The 17364-nt window shown below is 53.4% G+C and carries 16 protein-coding genes; 8 read left to right on the forward strand and 8 right to left on the reverse strand.

The window, feature by feature from the left end:
• Positions 1–35 precede the first annotated feature (35 nt).
• Complete coding sequence (locus ELY38_RS11090; protein ID WP_246009129.1) at positions 36–986, reverse strand: PstS family phosphate ABC transporter substrate-binding protein; 951 nt, start codon at positions 984–986, stop codon at positions 36–38.
• Between the two features lie 84 nt (positions 987–1070).
• Between ELY38_RS11090 and ELY38_RS11095 the strand changes: the two genes are divergently transcribed.
• Positions 1071–1484: an acyl-CoA thioesterase gene (locus ELY38_RS11095; RefSeq protein WP_127062230.1), complete on the forward strand. Its 414-nt coding sequence runs from the start codon at positions 1071–1073 to the stop codon at positions 1482–1484.
• Between the two features lie 95 nt (positions 1485–1579).
• Here ELY38_RS11095 and ELY38_RS11100 read toward each other — a convergent pair whose 3' ends face one another.
• The 3 genes from ELY38_RS11100 to hexR form a co-directional block, all read right to left on the reverse strand.
• Positions 1580–2668, reverse strand: coding sequence for a TRAP transporter substrate-binding protein (locus ELY38_RS11100; RefSeq protein ID WP_127062232.1), 1089 nt, complete (start codon positions 2666–2668; stop codon positions 1580–1582).
• Positions 2669–2791: 123 nt separating this feature from the next.
• Positions 2792–4990: a DNA helicase II gene (gene uvrD / locus ELY38_RS11105; protein WP_127062234.1), complete on the reverse strand. Its 2199-nt coding sequence runs from the start codon at positions 4988–4990 to the stop codon at positions 2792–2794.
• Positions 4991–5074: 84 nt separating this feature from the next.
• Positions 5075–5929, reverse strand: coding sequence for a transcriptional regulator HexR (gene hexR / locus ELY38_RS11110; protein ID WP_127062236.1), 855 nt, complete (start codon positions 5927–5929; stop codon positions 5075–5077).
• Between the two features lie 271 nt (positions 5930–6200).
• On the opposite strand from hexR, the gene ELY38_RS11115 reads away from it, so the two are divergent.
• A complete protein-coding gene (locus ELY38_RS11115; RefSeq protein WP_126952443.1) occupies positions 6201–6419 on the forward strand; it encodes a PA3496 family putative envelope integrity protein in 219 nt (72 codons plus the stop codon).
• Positions 6420–6485: 66 nt separating this feature from the next.
• Here ELY38_RS11115 and ELY38_RS11120 read toward each other — a convergent pair whose 3' ends face one another.
• Positions 6486–7829 (reverse strand): sodium-dependent transporter, encoded by a 1344-nt coding sequence (locus ELY38_RS11120; RefSeq protein ID WP_127062237.1) that lies wholly within the window; start codon positions 7827–7829, stop codon positions 6486–6488.
• A 149-nt stretch (positions 7830–7978) separates the two neighbouring features.
• Positions 7979–8833: a DUF72 domain-containing protein gene (locus tag ELY38_RS11125; RefSeq protein WP_127062239.1), complete on the reverse strand. Its 855-nt coding sequence runs from the start codon at positions 8831–8833 to the stop codon at positions 7979–7981.
• Positions 8834–8933: 100 nt separating this feature from the next.
• Here ELY38_RS11125 and aroQ point away from each other — a divergent pair, with 100 nt between their 5' ends.
• Positions 8934–9383 (forward strand): type II 3-dehydroquinate dehydratase, encoded by a 450-nt coding sequence (gene aroQ, locus ELY38_RS11130; RefSeq protein ID WP_127062571.1) that lies wholly within the window; start codon positions 8934–8936, stop codon positions 9381–9383.
• A gap of 54 nt (positions 9384–9437) precedes the next feature.
• Here the strand turns inward: aroQ and ELY38_RS11135 are convergent, their stop codons facing one another.
• Positions 9438–10217: an IclR family transcriptional regulator domain-containing protein gene (locus ELY38_RS11135; protein WP_127062240.1), complete on the reverse strand. Its 780-nt coding sequence runs from the start codon at positions 10215–10217 to the stop codon at positions 9438–9440.
• Between the two features lie 261 nt (positions 10218–10478).
• Here ELY38_RS11135 and ELY38_RS11140 point away from each other — a divergent pair, with 261 nt between their 5' ends.
• The 4 genes from ELY38_RS11140 to ELY38_RS11155 all read left to right on the forward strand — a co-directional run bounded on the left by ELY38_RS11140 (position 10479) and on the right by ELY38_RS11155 (position 14874).
• Complete coding sequence (locus ELY38_RS11140) at positions 10479–11465, forward strand: Bug family tripartite tricarboxylate transporter substrate binding protein (RefSeq protein ID WP_127062242.1); 987 nt, start codon at positions 10479–10481, stop codon at positions 11463–11465.
• An 85-nt stretch (positions 11466–11550) separates the two neighbouring features.
• On the forward strand, positions 11551–12051 hold the full coding sequence (locus ELY38_RS11145; protein WP_127062244.1) for a tripartite tricarboxylate transporter TctB family protein: 501 nt from the start codon (positions 11551–11553) through the stop codon (positions 12049–12051).
• A 33-nt stretch (positions 12052–12084) separates the two neighbouring features.
• Entirely contained in the window at positions 12085–13575 is a 1491-nt protein-coding gene (locus ELY38_RS11150) for a tripartite tricarboxylate transporter permease (RefSeq protein ID WP_127062246.1), read from the forward strand.
• A 75-nt stretch (positions 13576–13650) separates the two neighbouring features.
• Positions 13651–14874: a CaiB/BaiF CoA transferase family protein gene (locus ELY38_RS11155; RefSeq protein ID WP_127062248.1), complete on the forward strand. Its 1224-nt coding sequence runs from the start codon at positions 13651–13653 to the stop codon at positions 14872–14874.
• 22 nt (positions 14875–14896) lie between these two features.
• Here the strand turns inward: ELY38_RS11155 and ELY38_RS11160 are convergent, their stop codons facing one another.
• Positions 14897–15610, reverse strand: coding sequence for an SDR family NAD(P)-dependent oxidoreductase (locus ELY38_RS11160; RefSeq protein ID WP_127062250.1), 714 nt, complete (start codon positions 15608–15610; stop codon positions 14897–14899).
• Positions 15611–15915: 305 nt separating this feature from the next.
• Here ELY38_RS11160 and ELY38_RS11165 point away from each other — a divergent pair, with 305 nt between their 5' ends.
• A complete protein-coding gene (locus ELY38_RS11165; RefSeq protein ID WP_127062251.1) occupies positions 15916–17256 on the forward strand; it encodes a class-II fumarase/aspartase family protein in 1341 nt (446 codons plus the stop codon).
• The last annotated feature ends 108 nt before the right edge of the window (positions 17257–17364 follow it).

Genomic DNA, 17364 nt, shown 5'->3' on the forward strand with positions numbered 1-17364 from the left:
TTACGTCATTTTTATGACAGTTAGATGATAGTGGCCTACCAGGTGTGCTGGGTTTTTAAATCATTTTCAGACAACGGCACAAAACCGGCAGCGCGGGCAATTTGCTGGCCCTCTTCAGACAGAATGAGCGTCAGTAATGCCTGATCGGCAGGGGGCAACGACTCGCCTGGAGGTAAATTAACGTACAGGTAAAGGTCGCGTGAAAGGGGATACTCGTTGCGCTGAATCGTCTGCTCTGTAGGGGCGATCTCAGTCCCTTCCTGAGTAATAAGGCGCAGGGCATGAACCATCGGCGTCAAATGGTTGTAGCCCGCATACCCCATGGCATTGGGCGATTCGCCAACGGCGGCGATTACCGCAGATGAGCCGGGGTGTTCGCTGATGTCAGACCGGAAATTACCCCCACATAGTACTTTGGCCTGAAAAAGCCCATGAGTGCCGGAAGCCAGGTTACGTCCATGCAAAGCAATATGCCCATAGGGCCAGTCGCGCGTTGCGGGCAGTTCATGCCAGTGCCGGATAGGCGTTTCTGCACCGCACGCCTGCCCGGTGGAGAAGATGGCATCGGCCTGCTGGCGGGTAATGGCTTGCAAAGGGTTATGACGATGTACCACCAGAATAAGCGCATCCTTGGCCACTTTAAGCGCCAGCGGCGGATAGCCATAGCGGTCAATGAACGCCTGGCGTTCTTGATCATCCATAGGGCGCGACATAGGCCCCAGACGCGTGGTTCCAGCGGTCAGGGCGGGCGGCACGCTGGCAGAACCGGTAGCTTGAAACTGCACGTTTATCTCGGGATAGCGGTTGGTTAGCGCTTCTGCCCAGCGTAACGTAAGGCCGGCCATGGTGTCCGAGCCAATGGCGCTCAAGGTGCCGCTGACCGGTTGTGGTTGCCCCCAGGTCACTGGTGCGCATAGCATTAGCGCCATAACGAGAGTAAAACGCAGGCGATATGTCTTGTTTTTCAGTAAGCCTATACGCTTCAAACGTCTTTCCTCTTGTGATTAACTAGCGCCTTTATATTGCGATGCAGCAATGTCACAACAATAACCTCCTTAAGCGACCGACTTATGACACTTCTGGAAACCGATTTGGATGACGTACCAGCACCTCAGGGTCAGCTCACCCTAAAACTACTGGCTTCACGACAGGATACCAACCTTTACGGTGATATTCCGGGTGGATGGCTGGTCAATTATATGGATCAGGCCGCAGAACTGGCTGCTGGACGTGAGGCCGGTGGGCGAACAGCGACCGTTGCTATTGAGTCGATGGATTTCCTGAGCCCGGTGCGTGTGGGTTCAGTAGTAAGTTTTTACACGCAGGTGCAGGAAATTGGTCATAGCTCAATCCGGATCACCGTTGAGGTTTGGGTTCGACCGCCCCATGGCCGGCGCCTTGAAGAGCGCCAAAAGGTGACCGAAGCGCGGTTCGTGAGGGTAGCACTGGACGATAATGGACGTATTCGTGCCGTTCACAGCTGATGCCTGCCCTGCGATATCTACGGTAACAACAGGGGCGCCTAAGCGCCCCTGTTGTTTAACATGCTAATTAAAACGTGATCGATAATTGATAACTCTTAATTGCCTGCCTGCTCGCGACCTTTAAAGTATGCATATTCGCCAATATCGCTGAACGGGCGCATCATCTTCTGGAAGGCCGAGTAGGATTCATAAACGCGGCGGGAGTCTTCATCGTTCTCCACCTGACGCTGAATCACTTCCTGCGACGACTCATAAAGCGCCTGAATCACATCTTCGGGAAGCTCGCGCAGCTGAACGCCGTGCTCATCTACCAGGGTTTCAAGCGCCTGAGCGTTGCGATAGGCGAACTCGGTGAACATGGCCAGGTTGGAGGCACGTGCTGCTTCACGGATGACATCCTGCAGATCTTCCGGCAGGGAGTTCCAGGCATCCAGGTTGATCATCGTCTCGACGGCGGCAGTCGGTTCGTTCCACACCGTGGTGTAGTAATAGTCAGCCACCTGATGCAGGCCAAACGCCATGTCGTTGTAGGGACCTACCCAGTCGGCGGCATCCAGGACGCCGGTTTGCAACGAGGTAAATATTTCAGAGCCCGGCAGGTTAACGGTGCTGACCCCGATGCCGTTCATGGCTTCACCGGCAAGGCCTGGCAGGCGCAGCTTGAGGCCCTGCATATCGGCAAGAGAGTTGATCTCTTTCTTGAACCAGCCCGCCATTTGGGGGCCGGTATTGCCCACGGCAAACGGCTTGAGATTATGCTTGGCGTAGATTTCGTCCCACAGTTCCTGGCCGCCGCCGTGATAAAGCCATGCGTTCATCTCGGTAGTGGTCATGCCAAAAGGCACGGCGGTGAAGAACTGTGCAGCAGCCACTTTGCCACGCCAGTAGTAAGGCGTGGAGTGACCCATTTCAGCGGTTCCGGCGGCAACTGCATCGAAAACTTCCAAGGCAGGCACCAGCTCACCTGCACCGTGAACCCGAATTTGCATACGACCGTGAGAGAGCTGCTCAACGCGGCGCGCGAAGTCGTTAGCACCTGTGCCCAGCGCCGGGAAGTTTTTCGGCCAGGACGTGACCATGTCCCAGGTGTAGGTTTCTTGCGCGTGGGCACTGCTTACGAAAGGCGCGGCGGCGACACCGGCGGCACCCAGACCGGCGGTTTTCAGAAATTGGCGGCGTTGCATGGCGGGCATAACTCCGAAAAAGTATGTTTTTTGTGTAATTGCACGTGAGCGCAAGTGTCCGCCCGTCAGTATGCGCTAATCATGTTTTATTGGGCAAGCTACCGCCTACTGGCCAAGCCCTGCCTACAGCGGCGTCAGCTTGGCAAATCCCAGCACCAGCCATTTGACCCCTTCGCCTTCAAAGCTCACCTGTACGCGAGCGCGCGCGCCTTCGCCTTCGGCGTTAAGAATAACCCCTTCGCCGAATACTGGATGGCCAACGCGCTGGCCCACATGCAAGGCAGGTAGGTCGCCATCGCTCTCGATACTCTGCTGAGCAAAACTTGTACGCGCGGCGGTCACTGGTCGCGAGATATGTCCGCGCAGACGCACTTCTTCAAGCAGGTGAGGCGGTAATTCACGCAAGAAGCGTGAAGGGCGGGGAAAAACTTCCTTGCCGTGCAGGCGGCGGGTTTCCGCATGGGTCAGGTAGAGCTTCTGCATGGCCCGGGTGACGCCCACATAGCAAAGCCTGCGCTCTTCTTCGAGCCGCCCCGGCTCTTCAATCGACATTTTATGCGGAAACAGACCCTCCTCCACGCCGGCAATAAACACCACCGGAAACTCCAGGCCCTTGGCCGAGTGAAGCGTCATCAGCTGCACGCTGTCCTCGAACTCCTCGGCTTCATGGTCTCCTGCGTTAAGCGCCGCCTCGGAAAGAAAGGCTTCTAGAGCGACCATGCCCTCGCCAGCCTCTGGGAGTTCAAACGCATCGCCCTGGGTAAAGGCCCGGGCGGCGGTAACCAATTCTTCCAAGTTTTCGACCCGCGCTTGGCCTTTCTCACCGCGCTCGCTTTTATGGTGCTCGATCAGCCCGGTATGTTCGGTGACGTGGTCGATAATTTCGTAAAGCGTCAGGCCGGCTGCGTCATTGTCCAACTGCTCGATCAGGTTGGCGAAGGTCTGCACGGCGTTGGCGGCGCGACCTTTCAGCGTGCCGTCCTGCAGCGCATCGTGGAGCGCCTGCCATAGTGAAATACTCTGTTCGCGGGCGCGCAGGCGGAGAATCTCCACGGTGCGGGTGCCGATACCGCGAGTGGGTACATTGATCACACGCTCAAGAGAGGCGTCGTCGTCGCGGTTAAGCAATAGGCGCAGATAGGCTAAAGCGTTCTTGATTTCCAGACGCTCGTAGAAGCGATGCCCGCCGTAAATACGGTAGGGCATGCCTTGGCGAATCAAGGTTTCCTCAAGTAGCCGAGATTGGGCGTTGGAACGGTAAAGAATCGCGATATCGCGCCGGTTGAAGCCTTCGTCGACCTTCTCCTTGATGGTATCGACGATATAACGTGCTTCTTCCAAGTCGTTGAAACCCGCGTAGACCGAAATAGGCTCACCTTCGACGCCGTCAGTCCACAAATTCTTGCCCAACCGCTCGCTGTTATGGCTGATCAAGGCATTGGCCGCATCCAGAATGGCACTGGTTGAGCGGTAGTTCTGCTCCAGGCGCACCGTATGGGTTTGCGGGAACTCCTCTTCAAAGCGGCGGATGTTCTCGACCTTGGCGCCTCGCCAGCCGTAAATCGACTGGTCATCGTCGCCCACGGCGGTCATGGGCGTTTGTAGTCCAGTGAGCAGCTTTAGCCAGGCGTACTGCAGCGTATTGGTATCCTGAAATTCATCTACCAGCACGTGGCCAAAACGCTCGCGGTAGTGGTTCAGAAGCGGCGGATTATCGCGCAAAAGCTCCAGACTTCTTAACAGCAGCTCGCCGAAATCCACCAGGCCGCCGCGCTCGCAGGTCAGCTGGTAACGCTCGTAAAGCTCGACCATTTGCGCCATGTAGCCGTCGCCATCCACATTGACCTGGTGAGGGCGCAGGCCCTCCTCCTTGCAGCCGCCGATAAAACCCTGCACCTGGCGTGGCGGGAATCGCTCATCGTCGATGGAGTAATCCTTGAGTAGCCGCTTGATCAGCCGGAGCTGATCATCGGAATCAATGATCTGAAAGTTCTGCGGAAGCCTCGCATCCTGCCAGTGGGTGCGCAGCAGGCGATGGGCAATCGAGTGAAAGGTGCCCACCCAAACATGGCGTAGCGACAGACCCAGAAGCGCTTCAAGGCGCGTGCGCATTTCGCGGGCGGCCTTGTTGGTGAAGGTGACCGCCAGCAGCGCATAGGGCGAGAGGCCTTCGGCGTGCATTAGCCAGGCGATGCGGTGTACCAGTACCCGGGTCTTGCCGGAACCGGCACCGGCCAGCACGAGAAGATTACCCTGCGGGGCGCTGACTGCCTCGCGCTGGGCAGTGTTGAGCTGATCGAGTATCGCCGTGACGTCGTCCATAAAAGCCGCTGCCGGATCGAAAATGGGCGCTTAGTCTAGCACAGCCAGTAAACTGGCTGTGCATACAGGCGTTAGCTTTAAGAATTAGTTTTCTTCAGGGTAGCGCAGCGTATTGAGACTTTTCTTCACGGCTTTAAGCTGCTCTGCCAGTTTGGGCCCCCGGGTTTTGGCGACGCCCACGGCCAATACATCGATCAATACCAGGTGGGCAATACGCGAGCTGAGCGGTGTATAGATTTCGGTATCTTCGTGAACGTCGATATACAGCGGCAGGCTGACTTCTTCTGCCAAGGGCGAGCCGCTGGGGCACAGGCCAATGACCGTGGCGCCCGCTTCACGGGCCAGACGCACGCTGGCCACCAGGGCTTTGGTGCGCCCCGTTTGTGAAATGGCGACCACCACATCACCTTCCTTGAGGGTTACTGCCGACATGTTCTGCATATGCGGGTCAGCATAGGCAGAGGTGGAGATCTGCAGGCGGAAGAACTTGTGCTGGGCATCAAACGCTACCGCACCTGAGGCGCCAAAGCCGTAGAATTCGACCCGGTTGGCCATGGTCAGCGCGTTCACCGCCTGGCCCAGGGCGTCGTTATCCAGCCGGTCGCGCACGGAGAGCAGCGTGCCGACGGTGGAATCGAAGATACTGTGGGAGAACTCGGCAACGGAGTCGCTATCGTTCATCGAAAACTGCGCGAACTGGCTACCAGAGGCGAGCATCTGTGCCAACTGCAGCTTGAAATCCTGAAAGCCGTTGCAACCCAGAGCACGACAGAAGCGCACCACGGTAGGTTCGCTGACTTTGGCTTCCGTCGCCAGATCAACGATCCGCATATGAATGACTTCATCGGGGTTGCGCAGCACAAACCGCGCTACCTTTTGTTCGGAGCGGCGAAAGTGCTCCATGCGGCGTCTCATTTCATCGAACAGGGCGCGACTCACGTTCAGCTCCTCGGTTATTCAATGCGCCTGTTTATAAAGGCGCGTTGCCGTCCACCACGGCGTTTCCCTCAGTATGCCTGAGGGGCGACAAAAATGAACAATGAAACGCAACCTGCTTCATACGTTTAAAGCGCGTTTAAGCACTTGTTCACGCTTTGTCATCATTTTGTCAAGTAGGTTATAGTAAGAAGTGAAGTGTCGCACTGCATCATTTAACAGTCGTCACGGATGCAGGTGGACAAAGGCATATTCACCTAGAGGCACGTCGATCATGAGAAACGTCGAACGAATCACCTCAGTTAAAAGCGAACTGCTGGATATCTTCATGAGCATGGAAGTCGATGAACATGCTCAGCGCCAAAGGAGTGCCGCTCAACGCAACTTGCGCGCACGTCGAGGGATTGAATTACATCGGGAATTTCAGAAGTTATATCGGGATATCGCCCCCTTGCCAGACGATGACGAACGGCAAGAGAGCGAATTGCACTAACTTGATATGTCGTTTCGCTATCTTTACAAACATTCAGCCCTGCCGCTTGGCAGGGCAAAGATCGGCTTAGATCAGGCCGGTCAGGAAAACAACGATCACGCCAAGTGGTGCCACGTATTTGGCAAGAAGATTCCACAAGGTGAAGTCGTAGATATCCAGCCGCAGTTCTTTGCGCGCCTCTTCCTTATCCAGACAGAATGCATAAAAGACAATTGCACCCAGGCCCGTCAGCGGCAGCAAAATCTTGCTGGTGAAGGTGTCCAGGAAATCAAAGATATTAAGGCCGAAGAACAGTACCTCGGACCACACGTTAAACGACAGTAGCGCCGCCACGCCAAGCACCCATACAGCGATCGCGCTTACCAGCGTTGCACCAATCCGGCTTAAGGACGTACGCTCTTCCAGCGTTTCAACAACTGGTTCCAGCAGCGAAATAGCGGACGTGAGTGCTGCAAACGTCAGCAGCAGGAAGAACATCAGGCCAAGAATCGTACCGCCCGCCATATTGCCGAAGGCAAGGGGCAGGGTAATGAAAATCAGGCCTGGGCCTTCACTTGCACTTAGCCCATTGGCAAATACGATCGGGAAGATAGCAAGGCCCGCCAGCAACGCAATTGCTGTATCCAGAATGATAACGGTGCGTGCTGTACTGATCAGGTTGACGTCTTCACCCAGGTAAGAGCCATACGCCATCATGATGCCCATACCCAATGAAAGGGTAAAGAAGGCCTGGCCCATGGCCGCAAGTACAACACCACCATCCAGTGCGCCCCAGTCAGGGCTGAACATGAACGTCAGCGCTTCACCGAAGTAGCCGCTTGCCACGCCGTAGCCAACCAGAATCAACAGAAGCACCACCAGTGCAGGCATCAGGATACGTGAAGCGGCTTCAAGCCCCTTGGTCACGCCACGCGCCACGATACCAACGACCAGCACCATGAACGCGGTATGCCAGATGAGTAGCGTTGTGGGGTTGCCCAGCAGATCGCTGAAAAGAGCACCGACCGCATCAGCGTCTTGGCCGCTAAACGTGCCAATTACCGAGCCCAGCGTATAGTTCAGCGACCAGCCGCCAATCACGCTGTAAAAAGAAAGAATCAGAAACGCGGCCAGAACGCCGCTGATACCGATAGACGCCCAGGCGCGGGAGCGCCCGTGGCTGGCTGCCAGTTCTGCCATAGTGTTAATCGGGTTTTTCTGGCCCCGGCGGCCAATCATCCATTCCGCCACCAGAATTGGCAGGCCAACCAGCGTTACGCACGCCAAGTAGACAAGAACGAAAGCGGCCCCACCGCTTTCGCCTGTCATATACGAGAAGCGCCAGATATTTCCCAAGCCTACTGCCGATCCCGCAGCAGCCAGCACAAAGCCCATCTTCGATGACCATTGTGCATGTGCAAGCTTTGCCATACATCACCTACAAGTTAGTTAAATTGTAATAAGTCGCTATGCGCCCCATTTACGCAGGTTCGATAAGCACATACCCCAGGCTTATCGAAAGTATGCGCAATTTATCCGATCAGGAGGGCCCGTGCCAGTTAGGTTCCATTAACATTAGGCTAGAACAGCTGGTTTTGCGTCTCTCCAGGAAAGGAGGCAAGCGGTGGCAGGCAGGCAAGTTCGCCAAGGGCGCTGTAGAGCTGGCGCGCCATGTCAGGTGACTCGCGATTATCAGCAGTATGCACAAATAAGAAAGGGGTTTTCCCCTGACTTATCCACAGATCCAGCCGAGCTTTCCATGGGCCGAAGTAGTGGATATTAATCGGTTTTTCAATATGTCCAATAAAGCGTATCACCGGAAAGTTTCCTGTGGAAAGCACGTGCAGCGGGAGTTTCGGCTTTTCCTGCTGCGCGTGGGCAAGGCCCGGATGGCCACCCGCAGGTGTTGAAAAGACCGGGCGTACATCTAGCATTACGCGATTGGCATAATAAGTTATCAACAATTGGTTGAGCGCTTTTTCTGCCGCTCCCTTGTGGAAAAAAGCAGGGTGACGAACCTCTACCGCACACGGTAAGTGCGCGGGCCAATTCGCCAGTAACGCCTCTAATTGAGGCAGCTCATCGGGGCCAAAATCACGCGGTAGCTGAACCATGGTAGGGCCCAGGCGATCATGTAGAGGCTCAAGCGCTGCTAGAAAGGCCCATACGTCATCCAGGTTGGTAAGCCGCTGATCATGGGTAACGCTTGCTGGCAGTTTAAAACAGAAGCGAAAATGAGCAGGCGCCTGGCGAGCCCAGGCGGCAACCGTCTCCGCCTTTGGTGCACCGCTATAAAACGTCGTATTACCCTCTACGCTGGAAAATACGCTGGCATATTCAGCGAGCAGATCGCTCTTGGCATGGCGGGGATAAAGCGTGCCCAGCCAAGCCTGGTTTGACCACATGGGTAGGCCAAGGTAGAGGGGAAGTGTCATGGGGCCATTAGTCTGCTGCATTTATAAAGGGTACTAATGTAGCATGGCTCAATTGTTTCAACGTGACGAATAACGGATAGGTAAAAAAGGAAACTGCATGATGACTACGCCGCGTGTACTTGTACTCAATGGCCCTAACCTCAACTTGCTGGGTACTCGCCAACCGGAGATTTACGGTAAAGAAACGCTGGATGACATCATCAATCAATTGCGTACCCAGGCGTTGATGGCCGGCTGGGAGCTGGTAGCGCTGCAGAGCAATCACGAAGGAGAGCTCATCGATGCCGTTCATGCAGCAAGATTGGATGGTACGCTGGCTATTATCATAAATCCTGCAGCCTACTCACATACGTCGGTAGCCCTGCTGGATGCGCTGAATACATTTGATGGAAAGGTTATTGAGGTCCACCTTTCCAATATCCACAAGCGGGAAGCTTTTCGTCATCACTCCTATATATCGTCACGCGCAGACGGCGTTATTGCCGGTCTAGGAAGTCAAGGTTATCAGGCTGCTTTAGACGCTATTATTGCCACAGCGAAAAACGCTTGAGCGGCTAGCTTCATAGCGGATAAACCGGCTATGGAGCTAGCTTACTTTTTAAGTTTAGTTGACATGTAGGCGTATCTGGGCGGCCTTCTTTTGCATAATCGGCAGATAAACACCCAGTAACGTATCAATATCTACTCTGGCTGCGTTAGTGCTGACATTGATAGCGCCTATTAGCTGATGTTTGGCATCGTATGCAGGGACCGCCAAAGAGCGTAGACCTGGATCGAGCTCCTGATCAGCCACCGCGTAACCCTGTTGTCTCGCCACGATAACCTGATCCCTTAACTCATCTATATCGACAATCGTCTTGTCGGTATGTCGTATCAGCTCAACCCTGGATAAATAGTCTTCTAACTCCGCATTGGGGAGCTGGGCGAGCAGTATACGGCCCAAAGATGTATGAGCGGCGGGCAGTCGAGTCCCTACGGAAAGCGTAATCGCCATCAAGCGGTGCTTTGCCGCTGAACGCGCTACATAGATGACGTCTTCGCCATCCAGCACGCCCAAGGAGGAAGATTCGCCGATTTCGCTGGTAATATCTTCCAGATATTGCTGTATCACGCCTCGGTAATTATTGGCAGATAAAAAAGCATAGCCAAGATGAAGTACGCGCGGCGCCAGTTCAAAATAGCGGTGCTGCTTGCGTACATAACCCAAGGCATGAAGCGTTAGCAGAATGCGTCTGGCTTTAGCTCTGTTCATCCCTGTCCGTGTCGCTACTTCGCTCAGTGTCATGCGAGGATGCTCGTCATCAAAGGAGCGAATTACCTCTAAGCCACTGGCCAGCGCTGTGACAAAATCCCGGCTCTCGGGATTTAGAATGTCTTCCTGCATAAATTTCCTATTCACTAATACAATGCATTGTTTTAACCAATGCTGATACCTTAGCGTAATAATGTTCGTCATGCGAACATAGATGAGCTTTTAGCTTTTTTAAAATAGTTGCTTCAATATGATTTTTGGGTGAATTCAAGCTTGATGCTACTAAAGTTGTGTTTTGTATACGGGTAAGAACGAAGTAGTCTCCCTGCATGTAGTGCGAATACATGTACGTATCGCGAACAATAATTAAGTAATCCTAGGAGATTAACGCTAATGAAAAAAATTGTCAGCGCCACATGTATTGCTGCCTGCAGCAGCACCTTGTTACTTGCTGCTTCCCTTTCAACTGCCAACGCCGCAGACTGGCCGACCGGCGATGTGCGTCTGGTCGTGCCTTATGCACCGGGTGGCACTACTGATGTGCTTTCTCGTCGCGTTGCCGATTTGCTCCAAGATGCCCTGGACGCTAATGTGATCGTCGAGAACCGTCCTGGCGCTGGCTCGACAGTAGGTACTGGTCGACTTGCTCGCGGTGGGCGTGATGCCGATCATACGCTTTTGATGGCATCACCAGGCCATACCATCGGTGCGGCGATTTACCCAGATCTTGCCTATGACCCGGTTGAAGACTTTGTCTTTATCCAAAACATCATCGATATTCCCAATGTTATGGTGGTACCTGCAAGCAGCCCCTATAACACGGTCGTGGAATTCATTGAAGCCGCACAAGACGAGAATATGGCGTTCAGCCATAGTGGTGTGGGCAGCTCGATTCACATGTCGGGTGAGTTGTTCAAGACGTTGACCGGTTCACAGATGACGGCTGTTCCTTTTGCAGGTAGCGGCGCTGCCTTGCCCGCTCTACTGGGCGGCGATGTCGACGTCTCGTTTGAGAACATGCCAACCGTGTACTCGCATATCAAGTCGGGCGACCTGCGCGCATTGGCCGTCACTTCTGCAGAACGCTCGCCTTACCTGCCGGAGGTACCCACCCTTTCTGAAATCGGCGAGTACAACCTGGATCAGTTTACTACCACCGCCTGGTTTGGCTTGATTGCGCACAAATCTTTCCCTGAGGAAGGCTATGAGGCCATGCAGGAAGCACTGGATGAAGTCATGGAACGCCAGGAATTCCAAGATTTCGCTGAACAGCTAGGTGCTCAAGCAGGCCAGGTGGAAGGTGAGGCATTTAAACAGTTCGTTATTGATGATCTGGCCCGTTGGGAAGAGGTTGCTCAACAGGCAGGTATCAGCCAGTAACCACTACCTGTAATAAGAAGGCGAAGGTTGAAACTAACCTTCGCCTTCTTTGCTTTCTTTAGCTTGTCCTCGTGGAGAGGCTGCCATGTTATTTTCCGGCTTAAGCAACGTGAAACAAATCAAAGACACTTTGGATGTTATTACCGGCATCGTACTCCTCTTGCTCTCACTGATGTTGGTACTCTATCTCGTTCCCAATTACATCGGTGAGCCGGCGATACTGCAAAACCCGATGATGTCGCCTAGATGGCTGCCCAACATCGTTAGCTGGCTGATGCTGGCTTTTTCAGTATTACTGATCCTTCAAGGGTTGCTGGTAGCTAATAAAAGTGAGAACGACGAAAGAAAATTTATTAAGGGCTCCTTTCGTCGATTTGTCATCATGGTAATTGCCTTTTTGGTTTACGTGCTGTTTTTTGAAACATTAGGCGCCATCTTGACCGGCATTTTGGCAACGGTACTTCTTTTTCTGGCGCACCCTGTCAGAACCTGGTGGGTTTATAGCTTTGCCGTGGCTTTTCCTGTAGGCGTGACGTTGCTGTTTGTCAATGTGATGAATGTTCCACTTCCGCTGATGCCTTATTAACAATTTCTTGGCGGCGCGCAGCCTGGGTGATATATGGAAAATCTTTCTGAAGTTTTACAACTGTTTTTAAGTATTGATAACTTTATAGCTATCGCATTAGGTGTCGTTATTGGTGTCACGGTTGGGTCGATACCCGGTCTGACGGCTACCATGGCGGTGGCACTTGCCTTGCCCTTCACGTTCTCGATGCAGCCTGTGGCCGCTATTCTCTTGTTGGTAGGAATCTATAAAGGGGGAATGTACGGTGGTTCGATTACGGCCATTTTGATTCGTACCCCGGGCTCTCCTGCATCGGCATGTACGCTGTTGGACGGCTACCCCATGGCGCAGCAGGGAAATGCTAAAAAGGCGCTCAAGACCGCACTGTTCTCTTCTGTTATCGCGGACTTTATTTCCAATATCGCCTTGATATTCTTTGCTGCTTATCTTGCCAAGATAGCGCTCAACTTTGGCGCGCCTGAGTTTTTCTGGCTGATCTGTTTCTCTCTTACCATCATCATTTCTCTCGCCAGTGGTTCCATGGTGAAGGGCCTGCTTGCTGCGCTGATGGGGATACTGTTGTCATTGGTAGGGCTCGATTCGGTGTTTGGATCGCAGCGCCTTACCTTTGGCAACTATAACCTGATGGATTCGATCTCCTTTATCCCGTTGCTGATCGGTCTGTTTGCGATACCAGAAATAATTGAATTTTACAGAAAGAAGGCGCTACCTCACATAAAGGCAAAAGCCAGCGGTGTCGGCATGACCCTGGCCGAGCTCAAGCGGTGCATGAAAAGTATTGTTCGTGGCAGTCTGATCGGCGTGATTATTGGCGCCATTCCGGGTACGGGGGCAACAGCTGCGGCCTTTATCTCCTATAGCGATGCACGCAGGCGCTCTCCTAATAAGGATAATTTTGGTAAGGGGGAAGTTGAAGGTGTCGCGGCCGCCGAGGCGGGCAATAATGGGGTGGCAGGTGCCACGTTGATACCGCTGCTCTCGCTGGGCATTCCTGGCGATGTGATTACGGCTATTATCCTGGGCGCCTTTATGGTTCATGGCCTAACCCCAGGCCCTATCATGTTCCAGGAAAACCTTTCGCTAATATACGCTCTTTTCCTGGGGATTATGCTCAGCTCTTTAATCCTGCTTGTGGTAGGTAATGCAGCTATTAAGTATTTTTCATTAATAGCCGATATTCCCAAATCAATTCTTTTTCCTATCGTATTAATGTTCTGTGTTTACGGTGCTTACGCTGTAAACAATATGACATTTGATATATGGCTTATGCTGGCATTTGGTGTAGTGGGTTATCTATTTAACCGTACAGGCATTCCGGCCGCTCCATTTCTGATCGGTTTTATTTTGGGGCCCATGTTTGAAGACAACCTGAGGCGCTCGCTTTTGATCAGTAACGGCGATATGTCGATTTTTGTCCGTGGCCCGATTACCTGGTTCTTTATTGCCATTACATTTGGGTCAATTGCCTTTGCGATATTCCGCTTTTTCAAAGATCGAAATGCAAAGCTAAAGCCGACAAGCTAATTAAAAAGCTCAGGCTTTTATCGAGATAGATGCGCTGCGTTGATATCGCGGATTAATAATAAATAGGAGTGGTTTATGCCAGGGCCCTTAAAAGGATTGCGTGTGCTCGACTTAAGCCGGGTAATGGCTGGGCCATGGTGTACGCAAATATTGGCAGATATGGGTGCTGAAGTTATCAAAGTGGAGCGCCCGGTACTTGGCGACGATACGCGTCATTGGGGGCCCCCCTGGTTATGTGACAGTGCCGGGAAATCCTCGGGGCAGTCCGCTTATTACCTGTCTGCGAATCGTGGTAAACACTCGATCACGGTGGATATCAGCGTGCCGGAAGGGCAGGCGCTTATTCGTGAGCTGGCGGCCGACAGCGATATATTGGTAGAAAACTTCAAAAGCGGCGGGCTAGCTAACAAGGGGCTAGATTACCCAAGCTTGGAAGCAATCAATCCTGCGCTGATTTATTGCTCCATCACTGGCTTTGGCCAGACAGGCCCGATGGCTCATATGGCGGGCTATGATTATCTCGTTCAGGCCCAAGCGGGGTTGATGAGTATTACAGGGGTGCCTGATGGAGAGCCTGGTGCAGGGCCCCAGCGAGTGGGTATGGCGGTATCTGATTTGACCACGGGAATGAACGCGGTCATTGCTATCCTGGGGGCGCTACATCATCGCCACCAGACCGGGGAAGGGCAATACATCGATATGGCGCTGCTTGATGTACAGGTCAGTTGGCTGGCCAACCAGGCGCTCAACTATTTCTGCAGCGGCAACATTCCTCAACGTACCGGTGACTATCATCCTAACCTCGTGCCTTACCAGCCTTTTCCGACCGCTGACGGCGAAAAGGTAATTATCGCTATTGGTAACGATGGTCAGTTCCAGCGTTTTTGCCAAGCTGTAGGCCGTCCTGAATTGGCAGCTGACGCCCGGTTTAAAACCAACCCGAAGCGGGTAAAACATCGCCTGACGCTTATTCCTATCATGGTTGAGATTACCCGCGAACGGACCCGCCATGAATGGATAGCGCTGCTGGCTGATCTTGCCGTGCCTTGTGGTCCCATTCAAAGTATCGACCAGGTATTTGAAGACCCCCAGGTGCAGGCTCGGGGGATGCAGATCGAGCAGGCGTCTTCATACGGCAAGGTTCCGGGAGTCGCCAACCCGATCAAATATTCAAAAACAAGCCTGGAGTACCGCAAAGCGCCGCCGCTCTTGGGGGAAGATACGTTTGATGTATTGACCAGGGTGCTCAATAAAACGCCTGAAGAAATTGAAACGTTACGCCTTCATCAAGCGATTTAATCGATTATTGATTGAGCCGTTCTTAACCTACGGTAACGCCGCCACACACAAAAAGTGTCTGCCCGGTAACGAAGCTGCTGCGTGAGTCGCAGAAGAAACTAACCGCATTGGCCACGTCTTCGGGTTCGCCCATACGCTGCAGAGGGATGTTATCAATAATGCGTTTGGCCCGTTCAGAGTCTGGCGGGTTATTATCCCAAAAGGCGGATGTCGCAATAGGGCCGGGCGCCACGCAGTTGACTGTAATCCCATCCTGGGCAAGCTCCAGCGCCCAGGTTCTTGCCATGGCCTGTACCGCCCCTTTGGTAGCGCTATAGAGTGTTCGGGCCTCTTTGCCCAGTACTACCCGGCTGGCATTAAATACGATACGCCCATGCTTGCTGGCACGCAGGCTCGGCAATAAAGCCTGGGTGCATATTAATGCTGAACGTACGTTCAGGTGCATCAAGCGATCAAAATCTTCAATGCGAGTTTCATCAAGAAGGGCCGGGGCCACAATACCTACGTTGTTGACTAGGCAGCTTACCGCATACTTTTCATTTATTGAGTCCAATACTGCTTTTAACGCTTCTATGTCTGATAGATCAACTTGATAAGCATCTTCTTTAAACGAATCTATCGTGGGCTCAACGATATCAAGGACGATAACCCGATAGCCATCCTGCTGAAGGCGTTGAGAGATGGCCTGCCCGATATTGCGAGCGCCTCCAGTTATCACTGCATACGGCGTTGACATGAATTTCTCCTCTCGATGAGATTTATATTTATGAAGCCGCTTTTCCAAGCGGCAACGTCATGGCGTTGGGCGAGCAGGCGAGTTAACCAACTGCTCATATAATGGGTACGCGGCGGGATTACATGGGGTTTGATTTTTTCAGAAGCGATACGGTTGATAAGAGAGCGCACGTAGATTTGGTAAGTCAGTATCCATCTGTTTATCCTATGGTTCGAATAACGAACATAAGTACGATTTTGCTCTGAATCAAGCTTTTTTACACTATTTTCAGGCTCTGAATCACGTCACTAGGAGGCCTTGCGCCCATGCCCTCAGCATTTTTAAAGCACCCGTTTATGAGCCAAACCGCCTTGGCTGCCTGTAATGAAGACGCCATGGTGCGTGCCATGCTGGCCTTTGAACTGGCCTTGGCTGACGTTCAGCAAGCCAGTGGTGCACTGCCTGCCGGCACAAGTCAGCAGATGCGCGCTCAGCTGGAAGATGTCTCTTTTGATATCGCTGAGATGGCCGAGGGCATCGCCAGCGGAGGCAACGTCGCCATTCCGTTCGTCAAACAGAGCCGTGCGCTGCTCGCAGATGGCCTCAAGCGTTACTGGCATCAGGGGGCGACGAGCCAGGATGTCGTTGATTCTGCGTTGATGCTGTTACTTAAACCGCGCCTGGCCGCTTTGGATAGCCTGCTGCTGCGCTGCCGCTCGGCGGCGATAGATCTCATGGACACACACAGCAATACGCCCATGGTCGGGCGCACCCTAATGCAGCAGGCGTTGCCGATTACCTTTGGCGTCAAGGTTTCTCACTGGGCCGTAGGCCTGGAACAGGCGCGTCGGCGCTTGGGTGATATTGAGCTCCCTGTTCAATTTGGTGGCGCGGTGGGTGTGCATTCGGGGTGGGATTCGCTGGGGCTTGAGTGGATGGACGCCTTGGCTGAAAAGCTAGGCCTGGCAGCACCGGTATTGCCATGGCATACCGACCGCTATCCCATCCACGCGCTGGGTACGGCGCTGGATGCTGTAGCCAGCGCTGCCGAGAAACTGGCACTGGATGTATCGCTGCTTACCCAGACCGAGGTAGGCGAGGTGGCCGAGCCCTCGGCACCGGGGATGGGAGAATCCTCTTCGATGCCTCATAAGCGCAACCCAGTGCGCAGCGCGCTGATACGAGGCGCGGCAAGGCAAGTGCATGGGCATGCCAGTGTATTGTTAAACGCGGCCGCCCAGCCTCTGGAACGCGGGCTGGGGGAATGGCATGCCGAATGGGCGCCGTTAATGGAAAGCGTACTACTGGTGGAGGGTGCGCTGGAGCAGGTGGCCGTACTGCTTGAAGGGCTTGAAGTGTATCCCGATAACATGTGGCGCAACTTGGCGGCTACCGGGGGCGGCATCATGGCTGAGCCGGTGGCGCGCCTGCTGACCCCTGCGCTAGGCACAGATAACGCCAAGGCGGTAAGTGCTGCGGCGGCGGAAACCTCACGCTGCGAGTCCCGGGATTATTCAGATGTATTGATTGATGTACTGGCCGAGCACCCTGAGACAAACGGAACCATTGATTACGATTCACTGCGTAAAGCTTGCGATCCGACTTTATACCTTGGTAGCAGCAAGGCTCAGATAAAACGCGCCAGAAAATGGTTAGAATCGAAATAATTTTTATAAGAAACAAATGCTTAATTAATTTTGTGAAATAAGAAAATGCCCTGGCGGAGATGCAAGGCAAGCGTGGGTGGGTTTGACCTCATCTACGTTCGGCAGTAA

Origin of the sequence: Vreelandella nanhaiensis (genome assembly GCF_003990185.1) — a bacterium.
Lineage (GTDB): Bacteria > Pseudomonadota > Gammaproteobacteria > Pseudomonadales > Halomonadaceae > Vreelandella > Vreelandella nanhaiensis.